Raw genomic sequence first — 15,834 nt, forward strand, 5'->3', positions numbered from 1 at the left:
ACACATCCTTCTTGTCTTCTCTTCACTATTCTAACAGATTTTTATTTTATTGACTTCATTTTCAACATCTCTTTTTTAAAAGGTAACCATTTTTGATAAATCATCCCATCTTCATCTGTCCTAAAAATAGTAATATGATGATTGGTTAAGGTATCCAGTGTTTCTGGTGAAGGATGTTTAAATCGATTATTTTCTCCGACAAGTATTATAGCTTGGTTGGGATCTACTTTTTCTATGAAGTCATGATAACTAGATGTTTTACTACCATGATGCCCAACTTTAATACAGTCTGCCTTTAGGTCATCTTGTTTGTATTGATCCATTAAACGCAATTCTCCTTCTTTTTCTAAGTCACCCATTAATAAAAATGCTTTTTGATGAATCGTAACCTTTAATACAAGCGAATCATTATTTTGACCATCGCCTACACCTAAAGGAGATAATACATCAAATTGTAAATTAGATAGCGTTAATTGATTTTTCTGAGTTACTGGATGAACAGATGATACATTCATTTTCTCTAATTTTCGTTGGAAATTCTCTTGTTCATATGCCCCTGGTGTGGTAATAATCTGTTTAATCGTTACCTCTTCACTTAATCGGTCCATATCACCAAAATGATCTTCATGAGCATGTGTAATAAAAAGAGCATCTAGTTTTGATATCCCCTTACTTTTTAAAAATGGCAGTAAAGTGTAATCAGCATTTCGCTTACTGTTTATTTTTTGCTTCCAAGCCTCTTGCTCAAAAGATAAACTTCCGCCTGTATCAATTAAATAATTCCCTTGATAAAATGGAAGCTGAATAAAAATCGCATCTCCTTGTCCTACATCAACAAAAGCAATTATACCAAAAGGATTGATGTATTTAATACTCAGTATCATAAACGGACTTAGCAAAATAAAGGATACCTGTTTTGCTGATATTTTTTTTACTTTCTCCCAGTAAATTAAACAACCAAATTGGCCAATAATGATAAGAATAAGTAATACTTTAGAAAATGTTCCAGTTGTGACTTGAAACATCGTCCACTTTTGACACCATATAGCAAATAAATGAATCATTCTCACAATACTTTCTATCGAAATGATAATAAAGTTGGGTAAGAATGCTAACATTATGAAACTAATGACTAATAGTGGTAGTAATACTTGGAATAAAATAGGTGTGAATAATAAACTAAATAAACCAGATAAAATATTGAACTCAAAAAAGTAATAGCAAATTAATGGAAGAGAAAAAAACGTTAACAATAATTGAAAAAATATTGTCTGTTGATATTTTTTATAGATGGATATAATTGGTTGGATAAATATAATTAAAAAACTTAAATAATAGCTAAGCTTTCCTCCAATAGTCAGTAAAACGGTTGGAAATAAAAACGTATGGATAAATAATGTCACACTCCAACAATCCAGTGAACTCAAATACCACTGATAATGAGTTGAACTCTTTTTTATAATATGTTGCAAACTTGCTCGAATCACTCCAACACTATAACCTGAGAGACCAACGAATAGCAATAAAAATAAACATTCTATGATTGACGTGGCTTCTTTTGTAATGCCTGCTCTTAGTAATACTGATCGTATCATCATCACTAAAAAAGTAACATGTAGACCAGACAAAGCAAATAAGTGCGACAAACTTAATTTATTCCATACCTCTCTATTTTCTCCGTCATTGATTCCTAATAGTAAACTAGTCATGTAAAACGACGTATAAGGTAAAAAAGTTTGATTAATTGACTGATAAGAAGATGCTCGAAAACTTGATATCAACTCAATTGGATGAATAATAGATAGTGATTTTTCTTTAACTTCCACAATATCTTTTAGCTGATAAATTCCAACGACTTGTTGAGAAAATAAATAGTTGCTATAATCAAAACCATTTAAATTGCGTTTTGATTGTGCTGAAACTTTTTCTTGACTGCTCGTTATAACCAATGGGTGATTAACTGATAACAAAGCCTCTTTTTCTTCTTTAGAAGTCAGTTTATATCGTAAAAAATAGCGACGATGATTCTTCTTCGCTTTAGCTTTAACAAAATCACCGTCTACTTGTAATGTGTCAGGCAGTACTGTCCATGTTTCTTTATCTTCATTAATAAATACATCGTGTCTATAAGGGACTGTTAGAAAAAAATAACCATTTGATAAAATAAAGCAAACAATACTCAGCATGAATAGCCTAGAATTGTTTAAACGCCATACATGAACCGTACAAAATAATACTAAAAAAAGCCCTATCCACGATTGATTTAATAAACATAATAGCCATATCACAAATATCATCAAAGGATAAAAAAAATACCCCTTTACAGAGGTATTTTCTTTAATCATTGTCTTCACCAAAAGCAAGTGTGTCAAAATATTCTTGAGATAACGTGACTTTATCAATTGTTGCGCCCGCTTGTTTAATCAATTTCATTGCATAATCATCATTTCGATAATCTTTCAAATAGTGAATCATTTTAATCCCCGCTTGTAAAATCATTTTAGTGCATTGTAAACAGGGAAAGTGTGTCACATAAATTTCTGCCCCATCTGTTTCAACGCCAAATTTTGCGCATTGTAAAATAGCATTCATCTCTGCATGGATGGTTCGTACACAATGTCCATCAACAAGGTAACATCCTTCATCTATGCAATGAACATCTCCCGTTACAGATCCATTATATCCTCCAGCTATTATTCGTCTATCTCGGACAATTGTTGCTCCAACTGATAATCTTGTACATGTGCTACGTAAAGATAACAATAGACTTTGAGCCATAAAGTATTGATCCCAAGGAATTCTTTCTCTTCTCATCTTTAAACCTCTTTTTCTTTAACTTAAGTTTATTGTAATTGATTTTTAATGTTTTAACTAGTTATTTTATTTATTCAACTATAACATCTTCCACTTTTCTATTCTTCTACACTATGATGGATGATTTTAAACTTTCAAAAGTTTTTTCACCAATACCATCAACATTTGTTAAATCTTCTATTGTTTTAAATAACCCTTTTTCTTCACGGTATTTAATAATACTTTCTGCTTTTTTCTCACCAATACCATTTAATGTTTTTAACTCATCTATGGTTGCTGTATTAAGATTAATTAAATCTGACTTACTTGAGTCTTGCTTGTCTTTTCCATTACTTTGTAGCATTGGTATGTCATCTAGTACTTCGCCCTCTTTTGGGATGTAAATAACCATTTGATCACTTACACGCTCAGATAGATTCACCCGTTTATCATCAGCATTAGATAAAAATCCGCCTGCTAATTCCACGACATTCAATACTCTCATATTACCAGTTACTTGATAAATACCTGGATTGATAACCGCACCCTTAATATCTACATACATCTCATCAGTTGATATAACATTTTTTTCAATATTTTCTCTTAGTGTACTATTCGTTGTGATAGTGGTGGACTCCTCAACTATTATCTTATTTGCAGAAAACATTCTTATCAGCACAAAAGCACTCACTATAATCATACTTACAACGCCAAGTACAAGCCATTTTTTATCTTCTAATTTTTTAAAACGATTCATCTTACCTCTCCTTTCATTAATAGATACGAAAAAACACACGTCTTATTCCTAAGGCGTGTGTTTTTCTAAGTAATTTATCGCATCTTGAATCGTTTTAACAGGTACCACTTTTAGTGAAAGATGATTTTTATCCGCTGATTCCTTGGCTAATTCATAATTCGTTTTTCCTTCTGTTTCATTATTCGGGGCGAAAAATATCGTTGCTCCAGCTTTTTCAGCTGCCACTACCTTTTTCTCGATTCCGCCAATATCTCCTACTTTTCCTTTATCGTTAATCGTTCCTGTCCCTGCAATATTTCGTCCTTGTTTTAAATCTTTCTGACTTAACATGCTATAAAGTTCCAAACTAAACATTAATCCCGCTGAAGGACCACTTACACCTTGTGTATTAAATTGAATGTCTTTCTTAGTATCAATAGATGTTTGATCCACAACAGTCACACCAATTCCCGGTCGATTTAATTTTGGTAACTTAATAATTTTTCCATCAGCCACTTCTTCGTGCCCATTTCGCTCATAACCAATAGAAAGAGATTCATCAATTGGCATCTTTTGTAAAGTTTGAATAAAATCATTCGATTGTAGCATTGTCTTTCCATTTAATTTTTGAATTAAATCACCCACTTCTAATTTTTTATAAAAACTAGAATAGTCTGCAACAGATAATACATAAATCCCTTTATATACACGCCTATAAGGAATATCAGCTAATTCCAATGCAATCTGGATGGCTTCATTTTTTGAGTCTTCCATATTATATTCTTGAATACGTTCATACTCAGCTGAATTGGAGTCACCTAATATGTCTTGTTGGGGAATTAGCTCTGCATTACGATCCAATTTACTTAATAAAACCGTTAAAACATTGGCTTTTTGGACTTGAACTGTCGTCATCATAAACGAGCCTTCTTGCGTATCCTTTTTACCATCTACAGTAATAATTTGATTTAATTTATCAGCACTACCTGGCGATTCAATATAATAGGGTAATGGAAAAATTAAAACAAATAAAATCACTAAAACACCTAACACTTTTAGATAAAATGATTTCTTTTTAAAAAGCTCCTTGTTCATGACTATAACCTTCTTATTATTTAAATTTTAATTTGAGTGCGTCATTGACCTTTTCTGGAACAAAATCGGTGATATTTCCTTGAAATTTAGCAATTTCTTTCACCATACTAGAACTGATATGATTATATTCTTCATCAGAAATCAAAAAAATGGTTTCAATGTGAGAAGAAAGATGTTTATTTAAAACGGCAATACTTTTTTCATATTCATAATCTAATTGATTACGAATACCACGTACTAAATAATCTGCTCCTAACTCCTCAGCAATTCGAATAGTTAAGTCATTATCACATAATCTAACTGAAACATTTTCTAACTCTTTTACTTCTTCAGCAATAAAGTTTTGCCTTTCAATTGGAGTAAATAACGTTTTTTTGGTCGTATTAGTAAAGACTCCTACAACTAACTCATCAAATAATCTACTGGCTTTTTTAATAGTATTTAAATGCCCATTGGTTACTGGATCAAAACTCCCCGGAAAAAGAGCAATTCTTTTTTTAATCATCTTTTCCCTCCTTCAACTGATAAATTCTGACTTTTGTCACACCATATTGCTGTTCTCGTTGTAAGACTAATTGACCAATTATATCTGGTAATATAACATGTTTATCCATCTCACAAATGATTTTTGCCTGTTTTTTTAATAAATTTAATGATTGTAAATCCATCATATTTTTTTCTAACTCTTCTTTAGCATAAGGTGGGTCTAAAAATACATAGTCACACAGCACGCCTTGTTTAGATAAAAAATGAAGTGCTTTAGATGCATCTAATTTTTTTACAATAAAAGAATCTGGTTGTTTTGTCATTGCTACGTTCTCTTCTATAACTTTTACAGCGGGGAAAAAAATATCAAAACAATACGCTTTGTCCATACCGCGTGAAACACTTTCTACTGCTAGGTTACCACTGCCACTATATAAATCTAAACACACACCACCATCAAAATAAGGTCCAATCATGTTGAAAATTGATCCTTTTATTTTATCAGATGTGGGCCTAGTATTATCCCCTTTTAATGATTGTAATTTTCTTCCCTTAAATTCACCTGCAATCACTCGCATGATATTTCTTCCTCTCTATATAAAACTGGCGATAAAAAAAGTATTTGTCTTATGTCAGACAAATACTTTAATCATCAAATTCTGCTAAGCGAATTTCTGTTTTTTGCTCTTCAAAATCTAACGGTTCATCATGACAATCTTGATTTCCTAATCTATTAGTAAAATTCATATTAATATCTGGTCTAAAAGACTTGTCTACACTTCTAACAAAAAACTGTTTATTTAATTTTTCAATTGTTTCTTCAACAGACTCTTCATCTACATATAAAACCACATATTTCATTTTTTTTGATACATAATAAACATAGCCAAATCGTTTTAGATTTCTTAATTGTTTTAAACTATACACCCAAACGATTAAACCACGTCTTGGCATTAATTCCAATTCATTTGTTAACATGACATGTCCCTCCACATCCTTTTTTAGCAAATTCAAAAAAGGGATTTCCTGCATCAACTTTTATCGTATCAGATATGGTTTGAGCAATATCTAGACTAATATAGTCTAACACATTTTGAACAGTTGTTTCACTTATTTTAAACGTTGCAACTAATTCATTCGTATCTAGTGCCCGTTTGGATTTTCTTAGTGCACGTCTTATCTCTTTAAAATTAGGAGCGTATTTACCATAAGGTTCAATTTTTTCAAATGCTTCTTTTTTAGTTAAAAAATCTGACACTAAATCAGATACCTCGCTACTTTTCTCAATCGTTTGATAGGCACGGAGATAATCTATCACAGTTTGACTGTTTAATACATCTCTAGCTAATTGATTAACTTTATCTTCTAAATCAAATAATTCATCATTATAAATCATTTTTTATCACTACTTTCAGTGGTTAGTGAAGTATTTACTGTCTTTTGATTAAATAAGACCAATACTTGATTTTTATTAAAGGCAATTCCTATATACTCATCCTTCGCATCATTAATTTCTTGTTGGTCAAATCGATTAACAAACCAGTTTGACACAATAAATGGCACATCACCCATACTTTGGACGAATAAACCATGTGTTCCTTTGTCAATAGGCTTTCCTAGTTTTAATAGACGTTCTAACTCTTCATCAACTAAAATAAAACTATCACTGGGATTACTTGAATCCACTTTTTCTTGCCATTGGTCTAATCTTTCTTCTTTTTTTATAACTAGTTTGGGATCTGCATTAAACTCTTCTAGAGCTTTTTTGCTTTCTAAAGCTAATTCAGCATCTAACTTATAAGGTTTACGATTGACCCTTTCACGCATAATATTTAAAATCGTAAACATTTGTTCTGTATTTGCTTGATTAAATTGATTCCACTGCTCATCTGTTAACTCAACTGGTTGAAGAAAGACTTCTTCGTTTAATTGATAGGGAATCATTTCCACCAAAGTGCTCTTACTAACATAGCGAACTCCTAATAGTTTTCCTGTATCATAATTAAAATGTAATAAAGCAAACGTCCCGTTATCAAAAGCTATGAGTGGTCGATAATTCATATCGTCTTCTGTGAGCTCTATTTCATATTTTTTATCACGATAGTCAAACTCGAAATTAGGATAAATTGTTGTGATTTCTGATATATCACCTAATGTCATATCCATACTAAAAGGAGAAACGTCAACTTTTGTCCCTAAAACAAACACACTTGATACTTTATCATCTGTCAACTCAACTTGATAATAATCGGTGTTCTTATCTCCATAAACCAACCATTTTTTATCAATACCCACAACCCATTCATTTTTAGGATTAGGCATCTTTTCTTTTAGTTGCTTTTCTGATAACCCGATAATTGTTGCTAATCCCGTAGCATTTAGTTCATTTTGTTGATTAGATTTTGTTTGAGGTTTTACCTCATTAACAACCAATTCCTCTACTGAATTTGGAGATCTTTGTGACAAGACGACTGGTTTCATATAAAAAAATGCCAGCACTATTAAAAACACTAAAATAAATTCTCCTATACGTCGCATCTTGTCACCTCTCCTAAAAGTATTATTAAATCGTTAATTCAACTAATAAATCACCCGCTTGAATGGCTTCCTCATCTGACACCAGGACACGTTTTACAATCCCATTGCGTTTTGCATAAATAGTTGTTTCCATCTTCATAGCTTCAGTAATCATAATAGGATCACCTTTTTGCAAAGAATCTCCTGGTGTTACTAATACCTTTAAGACAGAACCTGGCATTGTTGCGGCAACGTGTGCACCATTTGTTGGCTCAGCCTTTTCTTTTGCCATAACAGTTGATTTGATATTACTATCTTTAATCACAATTTCACGGCGTTGACCATTTAAATTAAAGAATAAGACGCGATTTCCTTCAAGGTTAGGCTCACCGATTTCATCTAATGTGATAATCAATGTTTTTCCTTTTTCAATACGCACTTCAACTGTTTCTCCCACACGCATTCCTTGGAAGAAAGTTGGTGTATCAAGTAATTCCACATCGCCATAAGTATTATACATTGTCATATAATCTAGAAATACTTGTGGGTACATGATATAGCTGATTACTTCTTTATCTGTCGGTTCACGGTCAATTTTAGTTGCTAATTCTGTTTTTATTTTATCAAAATCAACGGGTTCTGCTAAACTACCAGGACGAACTTCGATTGACGGACGACCATTTAAAATGGTTTCTTTTAACTTTTTAGGGAAACCGCCAGTTGGTTGACCCAAATCACCTTGGAAGAAACTAATCACTGACTCTGGGAAGTTTAACTCACTACCTCTTTCTTCCACATCTTCTTCAGTCAAATTATTTTGAACCATAAATAGTGCCATATCTCCCACTACTTTTGAAGATGGGGTTACTTTAACAATATCGCCAAATAAATAGTTCACACGTTCATACATTTTTTTGATGTCTTCCCAACGATCGCCAAGCCCAACTGCTTTGGCTTGTTGTTGTAAGTTAGAATATTGTCCACCTGGCATTTCATGTTGGTAAACTTCTGTTTGAGGCGCATTAATACCATTGCCAAATGGGGCATAGAAAGCTCGCACATCTTCCCAGTAGTGATTAATTTTTTGAACAGATTCAATATTAATATCTAAATCACGGTCACCATTTTCTAACGCATAATATAAACTACTCATACTTGGTTGACTTGTTGAACCACTCATAGCACTCATCGCCACATCAACAATATCAACGCCTGCTTTAGCGGCTGCAGAATAAGTAATGATTCCATTACCTGCTGTATCATGTGTATGTAAATGAATTGGCACATCAACGGTTGCTTTTAATTCAGAAATCAAATGATACGCCGCTTGCGGTTGTAATAAACCAGCCATGTCTTTAATCGCAATAATATGAGCTCCCATATTTTCTAAATCACGTGCCATTTGTTTGTAATAAGCCATATTGTATTTTGGACGACGAGGATCTAATACATCTCCAGTATAACAAATAGTCGCTTCAGCAATTTTATCGGCATCTCTTACATACTGAATACTTTTTTCCATCTGTGGCAACCAGTTTAGACTATCAAAGATACGGAATACATCAATGCCTTCTCTAGCTGCAACCGTAATAAATTCTTCAATCACATTGTCTGGATAATTTTGATAACCCACAGCATTTGATCCTCTAAATAACATTTGGAACAAAGTATTTGGCATTAACTTACGTAATTTCTTCAATCTCACCCAAGGGTCTTCATTTAAGAAGCGATACGCTACGTCAAACGTTGCCCCACCCCACATTTCAAGTGAAAATAATTCTGGTATAAGTTCACCTGTTTCTTTTGCAATTCGTTTTAAATCATTTGTTCTGACACGTGTTGCAAGTAAACTCTGATGAGCATCTCTAAAAGTGGTGTCTGTCACTAAAACAGACGACTGATTTTTTACCCAATCGACGACAGCATCAGGTCCTTTGGCATCTAAAATCATTTTTGGTGTTTCAATTCGTTTATCTGTTGTTGTAATAATTTCAGGAATTCTAGGAGAAGAATGGTATTTTTTCTCATGTTTTCCAATTCCAGGGAAACCATTGACTGTGACTTCTCCAATATATTTCATTGTTTTATTTCCACGGTCACGCATTTTAGGGAAATTAAATAATTCGTCTGTTGTATCAATAAACGTTGTCGTTGCTTCTCCGCTCGTAAAAACTTCGTGAGATAGTACATTATAAAGAAACGGAATATTGGTTTTAACACCACGAATTCTAAATTCTTTTAGTGCACGTAACATTTTTTGGACAGTTTGCTCAAATGTAATACCATGTGTACAGACTTTAACTAATAATGAATCAAAAAATGGCGTTACCATTGCTCCTGCAAAAGCATTCCCTACGTCTAAACGAATACCATAACCACCTGGGGAACGGTATGTATCAATTTTACCAATATCAGGTAAAAAGTTATTCAATGGGTCTTCTGTTGTAATTCGACATTGAATCGCATATCCGTGAATATGAATATCTTTTTGCTCTGGTAATCCAATTTCTTTATGTAAATCTTTTCCCATCGCAATTTGTAATTGACTAGTCACAATATCAACATCAGTAATTAATTCTGTTATCGTATGTTCTACTTGGACACGTGGGTTCACTTCAATAAAATAGAAGCTATCTTTATCAACTAAAAATTCTACTGTCCCAGCATTAATATAACCAACGTGTGACATTAATTTTACTGCTGATTGACAAATTTCTTCACGTTTTTCATCCGACATAGACACACAAGGTGCAACTTCAACTACTTTTTGATGACGTCGTTGAACAGAGCAGTCACGTTCAAAAAGATGGATAACATTGCCATGTTCATCCCCTAAAATCTGTACTTCAATATGTTTTGGATTCACAATGTATTTTTCAACATAAATTTCATCACTACCAAATGCAGCTTTAGCTTCACTTTTAGCCCGTTCATACCCATCGCGTGCCTCTTCATTATTATGAGCCACACGCATACCACGTCCACCTCCACCTAAAGCGGCTTTAATCATAATTGGGTATCCGAATTCTTCCCCAAATGCGACAACATCATCCACTCCGCTGACAGGGCCATCTGTTCCTGGAATAGAAGAAATCCCTGCTTCTTGAGCTGCTAATTTTGCTTTAATTTTATCTCCAAAAATATCTAAGTGATGTAAACTTGGTCCAATAAATTTGATTCCTTCTTCGTCACAACGTCTAGCAAAATGAATATTTTCAGATAGAAAGCCATATCCCGGATGGATGGCGTCTGCTCCACATTTTTTTGCGATACGAATGATATCTTCTGTATCTAAATAAGCATCAATTGGTTTTTTTCCTTTTCCAACTAAGTAAGCCTCATCTGCTTTAAAACGATGAATCGAACGATCATCTTCAGTTGCATATACTGCTACTGTTTGTAAATTTAACTCAGTACACGCTCGAAACACTCTGATAGCTATTTCCCCGCGGTTAGCTACTAATACTTTCTTCATATTTATATCCCCCACATTTTTTATTAATCATTTAACATTAATAGCAAACGAGTCTCTTCATACTCGTTGCTTTCATATTTTTTACGTTTTTCATCTGCACTAATATTTAATGCAAAGCCAACACCGATTGATAAAGTAACTAAACTCGATCCTCCTTGACTTAAAAAAGGAAACGTCACACCCGTTAATGGAATCAACCCAGTGACACCTCCTAAATTAACAAATACTTGTATTAGTATCATGCCAGCAACTCCTATACACATTAACGAATTAAAGCTATCCGTTGAACGAATGCCAATGGCAAATATTCTTAAAATCAAAAAGAATAATAACACAAGTAAAATCAATGACAGAATTAACCCTAATTCTTCAACCACAATTGAAAACATAAAATCTGTCTGAGCATTCGTTAAAAAACCTTTTTTTTGAATACTCTTACCAAGACCTAAACCAAACCAACCACCATTATTCAGAGCAAAATATGAATTAATCATCTGATGTCCATCGCCTAATGGGTCTTCAAATGGATTAGTAAATGTTTTAAATCGTTTATATACGTACATCATACGTTTTGGAAATAATGCCCCTCCAAATAACGCTATAAATTGAATTAAAAAAGTAGATACAACTACCCCTCCACCAATCGCTACTAGACTATATAAATACGGTATCCCGCTAGCTAAAACCATAATTAATGTAATCAAAATTAAAATAGCTGCTCCTCCAGTATCTGGTTGAATTAATACTAGAAAAATTAATAAACCAATTAACATCATAGGTTTTAGTAAGGCATCTTTAAAATGAGATAAAATTGTATCTTGTCTACGCGACAAAATATAAGCTAAATACCATATGACAATAATTTTTAAAAATTCAACAGGTTGTAATGTGATAGCGCCAATCTTCAACCAGCCATCAGCGCCTCCTCCTTTAACACCTAAACTAGTGAATTTCGTCAAAATAAGTAAAGCTCCTATTGTTATAATGGCAGTCATAATAAACTGTTTATTCTGAAATACTTGTGTTTTCATTTTATAAATAAAGAAAATAGCAATTAATCCCACTATAAAAAATCCACCTTGTTTAATTGCTTCTAAAGCTAAACCTTGTGAATTAACAGAGCTTGCACTATATACCATTAATATTCCAACAACTGATAATATCAAATAAGGAACTAAAATGAGATAGTCTAGAAAAAATTTTTTATTTATTTTTTTATGCACCGATTAAACAACCCCCAAATCCTTTAACTCTCTGACTCTTTTACTTCTTGATATACCGTGTTATAGACTCTATTTAACTCTTTTTCTAATTCGATAACCATATCAAGCCCTTCTTGTCTGTCAATTAAACCAATGGATTGAGCGAATTCTACCTGTTTTGAAAAACCAAACATTTGTGTATCAACGACTTCTTCAAAGGCTTTACACTGGGCAATACATTGATGATTTCTTTGATTCGTTAGCAAGTGTTTAATTTTATCAGCTTCATGTTTTAATGCACTTAATACCGATTCTTTAGATAGTTCTAACATACGGACTTGCCCTCCCTTTTATTTTCGTTCATTATACCATATTCTTTTCCTTCATATGTTTAACTTTTACAGGATACATGCAAATTTTCACAAAAAAAAAGGGAAAGCGTTTTGCTCCCCCCTAAACTAATTATTTTTGAACTGCTTTATAACGGTTGTTTACTTCATCCCAGTTAATCACATTGAAAAATGCTTTCACATAGTCAGGTCTAACATTGCTATATTTTTTATAGTAAGCATGTTCCCAAACATCTATCCCTAATAAAGGAGTCTTTCCTTCAGTTAATGGAGAATCTTGGTTTGGAGTTGACATAATTTCTAATTTCCCATTGTTATCAACTAACCAAGCCCAACCTGAACCAAAACGACCAGTGGCAGCTGCTAAAAATTGATCTTTAAAGTTATCATAGCTACCAAATGCACTTTCGATTGCACCTTTAATTGCTCCAGTAGGTTCTCCACCACCATTAGGTCCCATAATTTCCCAGAAGAATGCATGATTTGCGTGTCCGCCACCATTGTTTCTAACAGCCATACGGATATCTTCAGGGACATCGTTTAAATTAGTAATTAATTCTTCAATTGATTGCTCACCCAATTCTGGATGTTTTTCAATTGCTGCATTTAAATTAGTCACATATGTATTGTGATGTTTGTCATGATGTAATGTCATTGTTAATTCATCAATATGTGGTTCTAACGCATCATATGCATATGGTAAGTCTGGTAAAGTATAAGTCATAATAATAAAGCCCCCTAAATTTTTTGATAATTATGAACAATTTCAATATACCATTGAAACAATAGAAAAAGCAAAAAATAAAACCGAAAACTCATAATTTTTGCTTTCTTGTATTCAGTAGATAAAAGCGTTACAATGAATAGTAATTAATTTATATTGCAAAGGAGTAATTATGCGAACATTTGACTTAATTAAGGCTAGTTTTAAACAACCTACTTTGTTATTAGAAGGTCGAAATAAAAAAGGATTTCACGTTTTTTTATATCTATTATTACTAGCGATTGTACTGTCACTTCCTGTTATTTACCAGGCAAGCTTAATCACAAAGACTATTCAAGATGATGGAGAAAAAATCATTCAAAAACTACCTGATTTTTCTATTGAAGATAACACATTAGTGACAAAAGAAAAAACAGATGGCTTTATCTACCAAACAGACTCTATTATTTTCACATTTGATCCCACAGATAAGCGAACAAAAAAAGAAATTGAATCAGATGCAACCGGAAACGTACTCGTTGTTGGATTATTAAAAAAAGAAGTTATCATGATTTTACCTAGAGTCAGTACAACAACAGATATTATGGATAATAACGTTCTTAGTATTCCATATTCAATGTATCAAGCAAATGGATTAAACAAACAAATACTAGAGCAACTTTTTACTAGTAATAGTAGTCAATCAATGTGGTTTAGTGTTATTTTCCTAGTAACTTGGTTTATGGTGTTTTTTAATCTGTTTGTCGATATCGTAATTCTTTCCTTTTTTGCCAATTTATTTACTAAATTTAGGCTGATTGGATTTAGATATAAGGATGTTTTCAAAATCATTGTATATGCTGCCACCTTACCGAGTGTTTTAACAGCTGTTCTTCAATTCATTTGGCCAAGTGTTTCATTTGGTTCCGTTGGTGTGGCACTAACTTTACTAATCTATTTCAATGCTTTACCAAAACGAATAAAAAAATAGAAAGATGATTGTCTAATCTTTCTATTTATGACATTTAGCCATCAGAAGATTGATGGCTTTTTCTTTTATTTTTATAATAGATGACACGCTTTGTTCTATCAATCAAAACCTAATTCTTTTTTTACTTCATCAAATGTATAGCTAACAGAATGGTTACGATATTCTTCCATTGCTTTATTGTACATTTGACAGTCTAATTCATCTTCTATCTTCTCTAAAACTGATTCTTTAAATAAATCTTCTATATTAATGTCATGACGTATTGAAAATGAACGAATAAGCTGAGCTTCTTCTTTTGATACGTTAATAAAAAAACCAGGCATCTTTTACTCTCCTTTTGATTAACAAAGTGATATAACACATTATGTCTATAATAAAAAAGAGAGAAATAAACTTTCACTCTCTTTTAGAACAATATTGTTCCTAAATGTTTTATCTAGGCATATGTAAAGTTAGGCTCATTTAGTGTATTATCCATACCCACAGTCAGTGTATAATCAGTGAAAAACCAATCATCTGCTTGTTCTACAAAATAAGTGATACCATCAATTACCGTCGTTATTAATGGATTTTCTGGCTCAACTAATTGAATACCAGTTGAAAATCCAACATGAACATTGGTGCTACCACCATATTTACCAAAAAGGCGGACAAAATCCCCGGATTCGATTCCTAATTCTTCTACAAACCATTTGTGTGCATCATCAGTTACTATAAGTTTCATTTTATCTTCCCCTAACTATTCGGATGTCGCACTTATTGTAACATAAACATTGAGAACCTTTTAACTTCATGCTTATCTCTATTTCATTTTTGCGTCTAGATAGTCGACATCATCATTATGCCCAACGACAAGTAAAACATCTCCTTCTAAAATAACTTGTTCAGCAGGAGGTGAAACAATCAAATCATTTTTTCCCCGACGAATTGCTACAATAGTGACATTGTAATGCTTTCTGAAATTAATTTTTTCGATTGTTTTATTAAAGAATTGTTTATAATTAACACGAATTTCAGCTAAAGAATAGTCATCGGATAACTCAATGAAATCAATCATATTATTTGACGTTAATTTATGCCCCAATCGGAAACCCATATCTCGTTCGGGATGAACAACTAAGTCTGCCCCAACTTTTTCTAATACTCGTCCATGATACTCATTTTGAGCTTTAGCAGTAATATGTGGGACACCCATTTCTTTTGCCATCAATGTCACTAAGATACTTGCTTGAATATCTTCCCCAATTGTCACAATCACATGGTCAAAATTTCTCAAACCTAATGAACGTAACGTTGCTTCATCTTGAGCATTAGCCAAAACGGTATGAGTGGCAATATTCATGTATTCGTTAACACGATCTTCGCAATTATCAATTGCTAATACTTCTTGGTTTGATTCTACTAATTCTCTACACACACTACCACCAAAACGCCCTAATCCGATAACTGCAAATGTTTTTCTCATGTGTTTTGTCTCCTTAATGAC

General features: G+C 32.7%; 17 protein-coding genes. 1 reads left to right on the forward strand and 16 read right to left on the reverse strand.

All coding sequences use genetic code 11. The annotated features are described in order from the left end of the window. Positions 1-41: 41 nt before the first annotated feature. The 13 genes from AC37UB_RS03565 to AC37UB_RS03625 all read right to left on the reverse strand — a co-directional run bounded on the left by AC37UB_RS03565 (position 42) and on the right by AC37UB_RS03625 (position 13,378). Positions 42-2,288: a DNA internalization-related competence protein ComEC/Rec2 gene (locus tag AC37UB_RS03565; RefSeq protein ID WP_490685336.1), complete on the reverse strand. Its 2,247-nt coding sequence runs from the start codon at positions 2,286-2,288 to the stop codon at positions 42-44. A 49-nt stretch (positions 2,289-2,337) separates the two neighbouring features. Then, a complete protein-coding gene (locus tag AC37UB_RS03570) occupies positions 2,338-2,814 on the reverse strand; it encodes a ComE operon protein 2 (RefSeq protein WP_117973054.1) in 477 nt (158 codons plus the stop codon). Positions 2,815-2,920: 106 nt separating this feature from the next. Further along, positions 2,921-3,550, reverse strand: coding sequence for a helix-hairpin-helix domain-containing protein (locus AC37UB_RS03575; RefSeq protein ID WP_117973055.1), 630 nt, complete (start codon positions 3,548-3,550; stop codon positions 2,921-2,923). A 48-nt stretch (positions 3,551-3,598) separates the two neighbouring features. Further along, complete coding sequence (locus AC37UB_RS03580; RefSeq protein ID WP_117973056.1) at positions 3,599-4,624, reverse strand: SepM family pheromone-processing serine protease; 1,026 nt, start codon at positions 4,622-4,624, stop codon at positions 3,599-3,601. A gap of 16 nt (positions 4,625-4,640) precedes the next feature. Further along, on the reverse strand, positions 4,641-5,129 hold the full coding sequence (gene coaD / locus AC37UB_RS03585; protein ID WP_490685337.1) for a pantetheine-phosphate adenylyltransferase: 489 nt from the start codon (positions 5,127-5,129) through the stop codon (positions 4,641-4,643). Continuing rightward, complete coding sequence (gene rsmD / locus AC37UB_RS03590; protein WP_117973058.1) at positions 5,122-5,688, reverse strand: 16S rRNA (guanine(966)-N(2))-methyltransferase RsmD; 567 nt, start codon at positions 5,686-5,688, stop codon at positions 5,122-5,124. The genes coaD and rsmD overlap by 8 nt, the downstream gene beginning before the upstream one ends. Before the next feature lie 67 nt (positions 5,689-5,755). After that, positions 5,756-6,088 (reverse strand): YlbG family protein, encoded by a 333-nt coding sequence (locus AC37UB_RS03595; RefSeq protein WP_117973059.1) that lies wholly within the window; start codon positions 6,086-6,088, stop codon positions 5,756-5,758. Next, positions 6,075-6,506 (reverse strand): YlbF/YmcA family competence regulator, encoded by a 432-nt coding sequence (locus tag AC37UB_RS03600; RefSeq protein ID WP_490685338.1) that lies wholly within the window; start codon positions 6,504-6,506, stop codon positions 6,075-6,077. Before AC37UB_RS03600 ends, AC37UB_RS03595 begins: the two co-directional genes overlap by 14 nt. Further along, positions 6,503-7,648 carry a CAP-associated domain-containing protein gene (locus tag AC37UB_RS03605; RefSeq protein WP_490685339.1) on the reverse strand — a complete coding sequence of 382 codons (1,146 nt, stop codon included), beginning with the start codon at positions 7,646-7,648 and terminating at the stop codon, positions 6,503-6,505. Before AC37UB_RS03605 ends, AC37UB_RS03600 begins: the two co-directional genes overlap by 4 nt. A 25-nt stretch (positions 7,649-7,673) precedes the next feature. After that, positions 7,674-11,102 carry a pyruvate carboxylase gene (locus tag AC37UB_RS03610; protein WP_490685340.1) on the reverse strand — a complete coding sequence of 1,143 codons (3,429 nt, stop codon included), beginning with the start codon at positions 11,100-11,102 and terminating at the stop codon, positions 7,674-7,676. Positions 11,103-11,125: 23 nt separating this feature from the next. Next, on the reverse strand, positions 11,126-12,325 hold the full coding sequence (locus AC37UB_RS03615) for an FtsW/RodA/SpoVE family cell cycle protein (RefSeq protein ID WP_241699174.1): 1,200 nt from the start codon (positions 12,323-12,325) through the stop codon (positions 11,126-11,128). A gap of 23 nt (positions 12,326-12,348) precedes the next feature. After that, positions 12,349-12,636: a DUF1507 family protein gene (locus AC37UB_RS03620; protein WP_125956165.1), complete on the reverse strand. Its 288-nt coding sequence runs from the start codon at positions 12,634-12,636 to the stop codon at positions 12,349-12,351. A gap of 130 nt (positions 12,637-12,766) precedes the next feature. Then, a complete protein-coding gene (locus AC37UB_RS03625; protein WP_241699175.1) occupies positions 12,767-13,378 on the reverse strand; it encodes a superoxide dismutase in 612 nt (203 codons plus the stop codon). A gap of 172 nt (positions 13,379-13,550) precedes the next feature. On the opposite strand from AC37UB_RS03625, the gene AC37UB_RS03630 reads away from it, so the two are divergent. After that, positions 13,551-14,348 carry a DUF1189 domain-containing protein gene (locus AC37UB_RS03630; RefSeq protein WP_117973066.1) on the forward strand — a complete coding sequence of 266 codons (798 nt, stop codon included), beginning with the start codon at positions 13,551-13,553 and terminating at the stop codon, positions 14,346-14,348. A gap of 98 nt (positions 14,349-14,446) precedes the next feature. Here AC37UB_RS03630 and relB read toward each other — a convergent pair whose 3' ends face one another. From relB to AC37UB_RS03645, 3 genes are all read right to left on the reverse strand, one after another. Next, positions 14,447-14,671, reverse strand: a complete 225-nt coding sequence (relB, locus tag AC37UB_RS03635) for a type II toxin-antitoxin system RelB family antitoxin (protein WP_117973067.1) — start codon at positions 14,669-14,671, stop codon at positions 14,447-14,449. A 113-nt stretch (positions 14,672-14,784) separates the two neighbouring features. Further along, positions 14,785-15,072: a HesB/YadR/YfhF family protein gene (locus AC37UB_RS03640; protein ID WP_117973068.1), complete on the reverse strand. Its 288-nt coding sequence runs from the start codon at positions 15,070-15,072 to the stop codon at positions 14,785-14,787. 78 nt (positions 15,073-15,150) lie between these two features. After that, positions 15,151-15,813 carry a potassium channel family protein gene (locus AC37UB_RS03645; RefSeq protein ID WP_117973069.1) on the reverse strand — a complete coding sequence of 221 codons (663 nt, stop codon included), beginning with the start codon at positions 15,811-15,813 and terminating at the stop codon, positions 15,151-15,153. Between the last annotated feature and the right edge of the window lie 21 nt (positions 15,814-15,834).

The organism is Vagococcus changpingensis, from assembly GCF_058211775.1.

Bases quoted from the DNA above. Each gene is read 5' to 3' on its own strand.
- AC37UB_RS03645 (WP_117973069.1), bottom strand. From the start codon at position 15,813: ATGAGAAAAACATTTGCAGTTATCGGATTAGGGCGTTTTGGTGGTAGT.
- AC37UB_RS03580 (WP_117973056.1), bottom strand. From the start codon at position 4,624: ATGAACAAGGAGCTTTTTAAAAAGAAATCATTTTATCTAAAAGTGTTA.
- AC37UB_RS03570 (WP_117973054.1), bottom strand. From the start codon at position 2,814: ATGAGAAGAGAAAGAATTCCTTGGGATCAATACTTTATGGCTCAAAGT.
- AC37UB_RS03605 (WP_490685339.1), bottom strand. From the start codon at position 7,648: ATGCGACGTATAGGAGAATTTATTTTAGTGTTTTTAATAGTGCTGGCA.
- coaD (WP_490685337.1), bottom strand. From the start codon at position 5,129: ATGATTAAAAAAAGAATTGCTCTTTTTCCGGGGAGTTTTGATCCAGTA.
- rsmD (WP_117973058.1), bottom strand. From the start codon at position 5,688: ATGCGAGTGATTGCAGGTGAATTTAAGGGAAGAAAATTACAATCATTA.
- AC37UB_RS03575 (WP_117973055.1), bottom strand. From the start codon at position 3,550: ATGAATCGTTTTAAAAAATTAGAAGATAAAAAATGGCTTGTACTTGGC.
- AC37UB_RS03630 (WP_117973066.1), top strand. From the start codon at position 13,551: ATGCGAACATTTGACTTAATTAAGGCTAGTTTTAAACAACCTACTTTG.
- AC37UB_RS03610 (WP_490685340.1), bottom strand. From the start codon at position 11,102: ATGAAGAAAGTATTAGTAGCTAACCGCGGGGAAATAGCTATCAGAGTG.
- AC37UB_RS03595 (WP_117973059.1), bottom strand. From the start codon at position 6,088: ATGTTAACAAATGAATTGGAATTAATGCCAAGACGTGGTTTAATCGTT.
- relB (WP_117973067.1), bottom strand. From the start codon at position 14,671: ATGCCTGGTTTTTTTATTAACGTATCAAAAGAAGAAGCTCAGCTTATT.
- AC37UB_RS03640 (WP_117973068.1), bottom strand. From the start codon at position 15,072: ATGAAACTTATAGTAACTGATGATGCACACAAATGGTTTGTAGAAGAA.
- AC37UB_RS03625 (WP_241699175.1), bottom strand. From the start codon at position 13,378: ATGACTTATACTTTACCAGACTTACCATATGCATATGATGCGTTAGAA.
- AC37UB_RS03620 (WP_125956165.1), bottom strand. From the start codon at position 12,636: ATGTTAGAACTATCTAAAGAATCGGTATTAAGTGCATTAAAACATGAA.
- AC37UB_RS03600 (WP_490685338.1), bottom strand. From the start codon at position 6,506: ATGATTTATAATGATGAATTATTTGATTTAGAAGATAAAGTTAATCAA.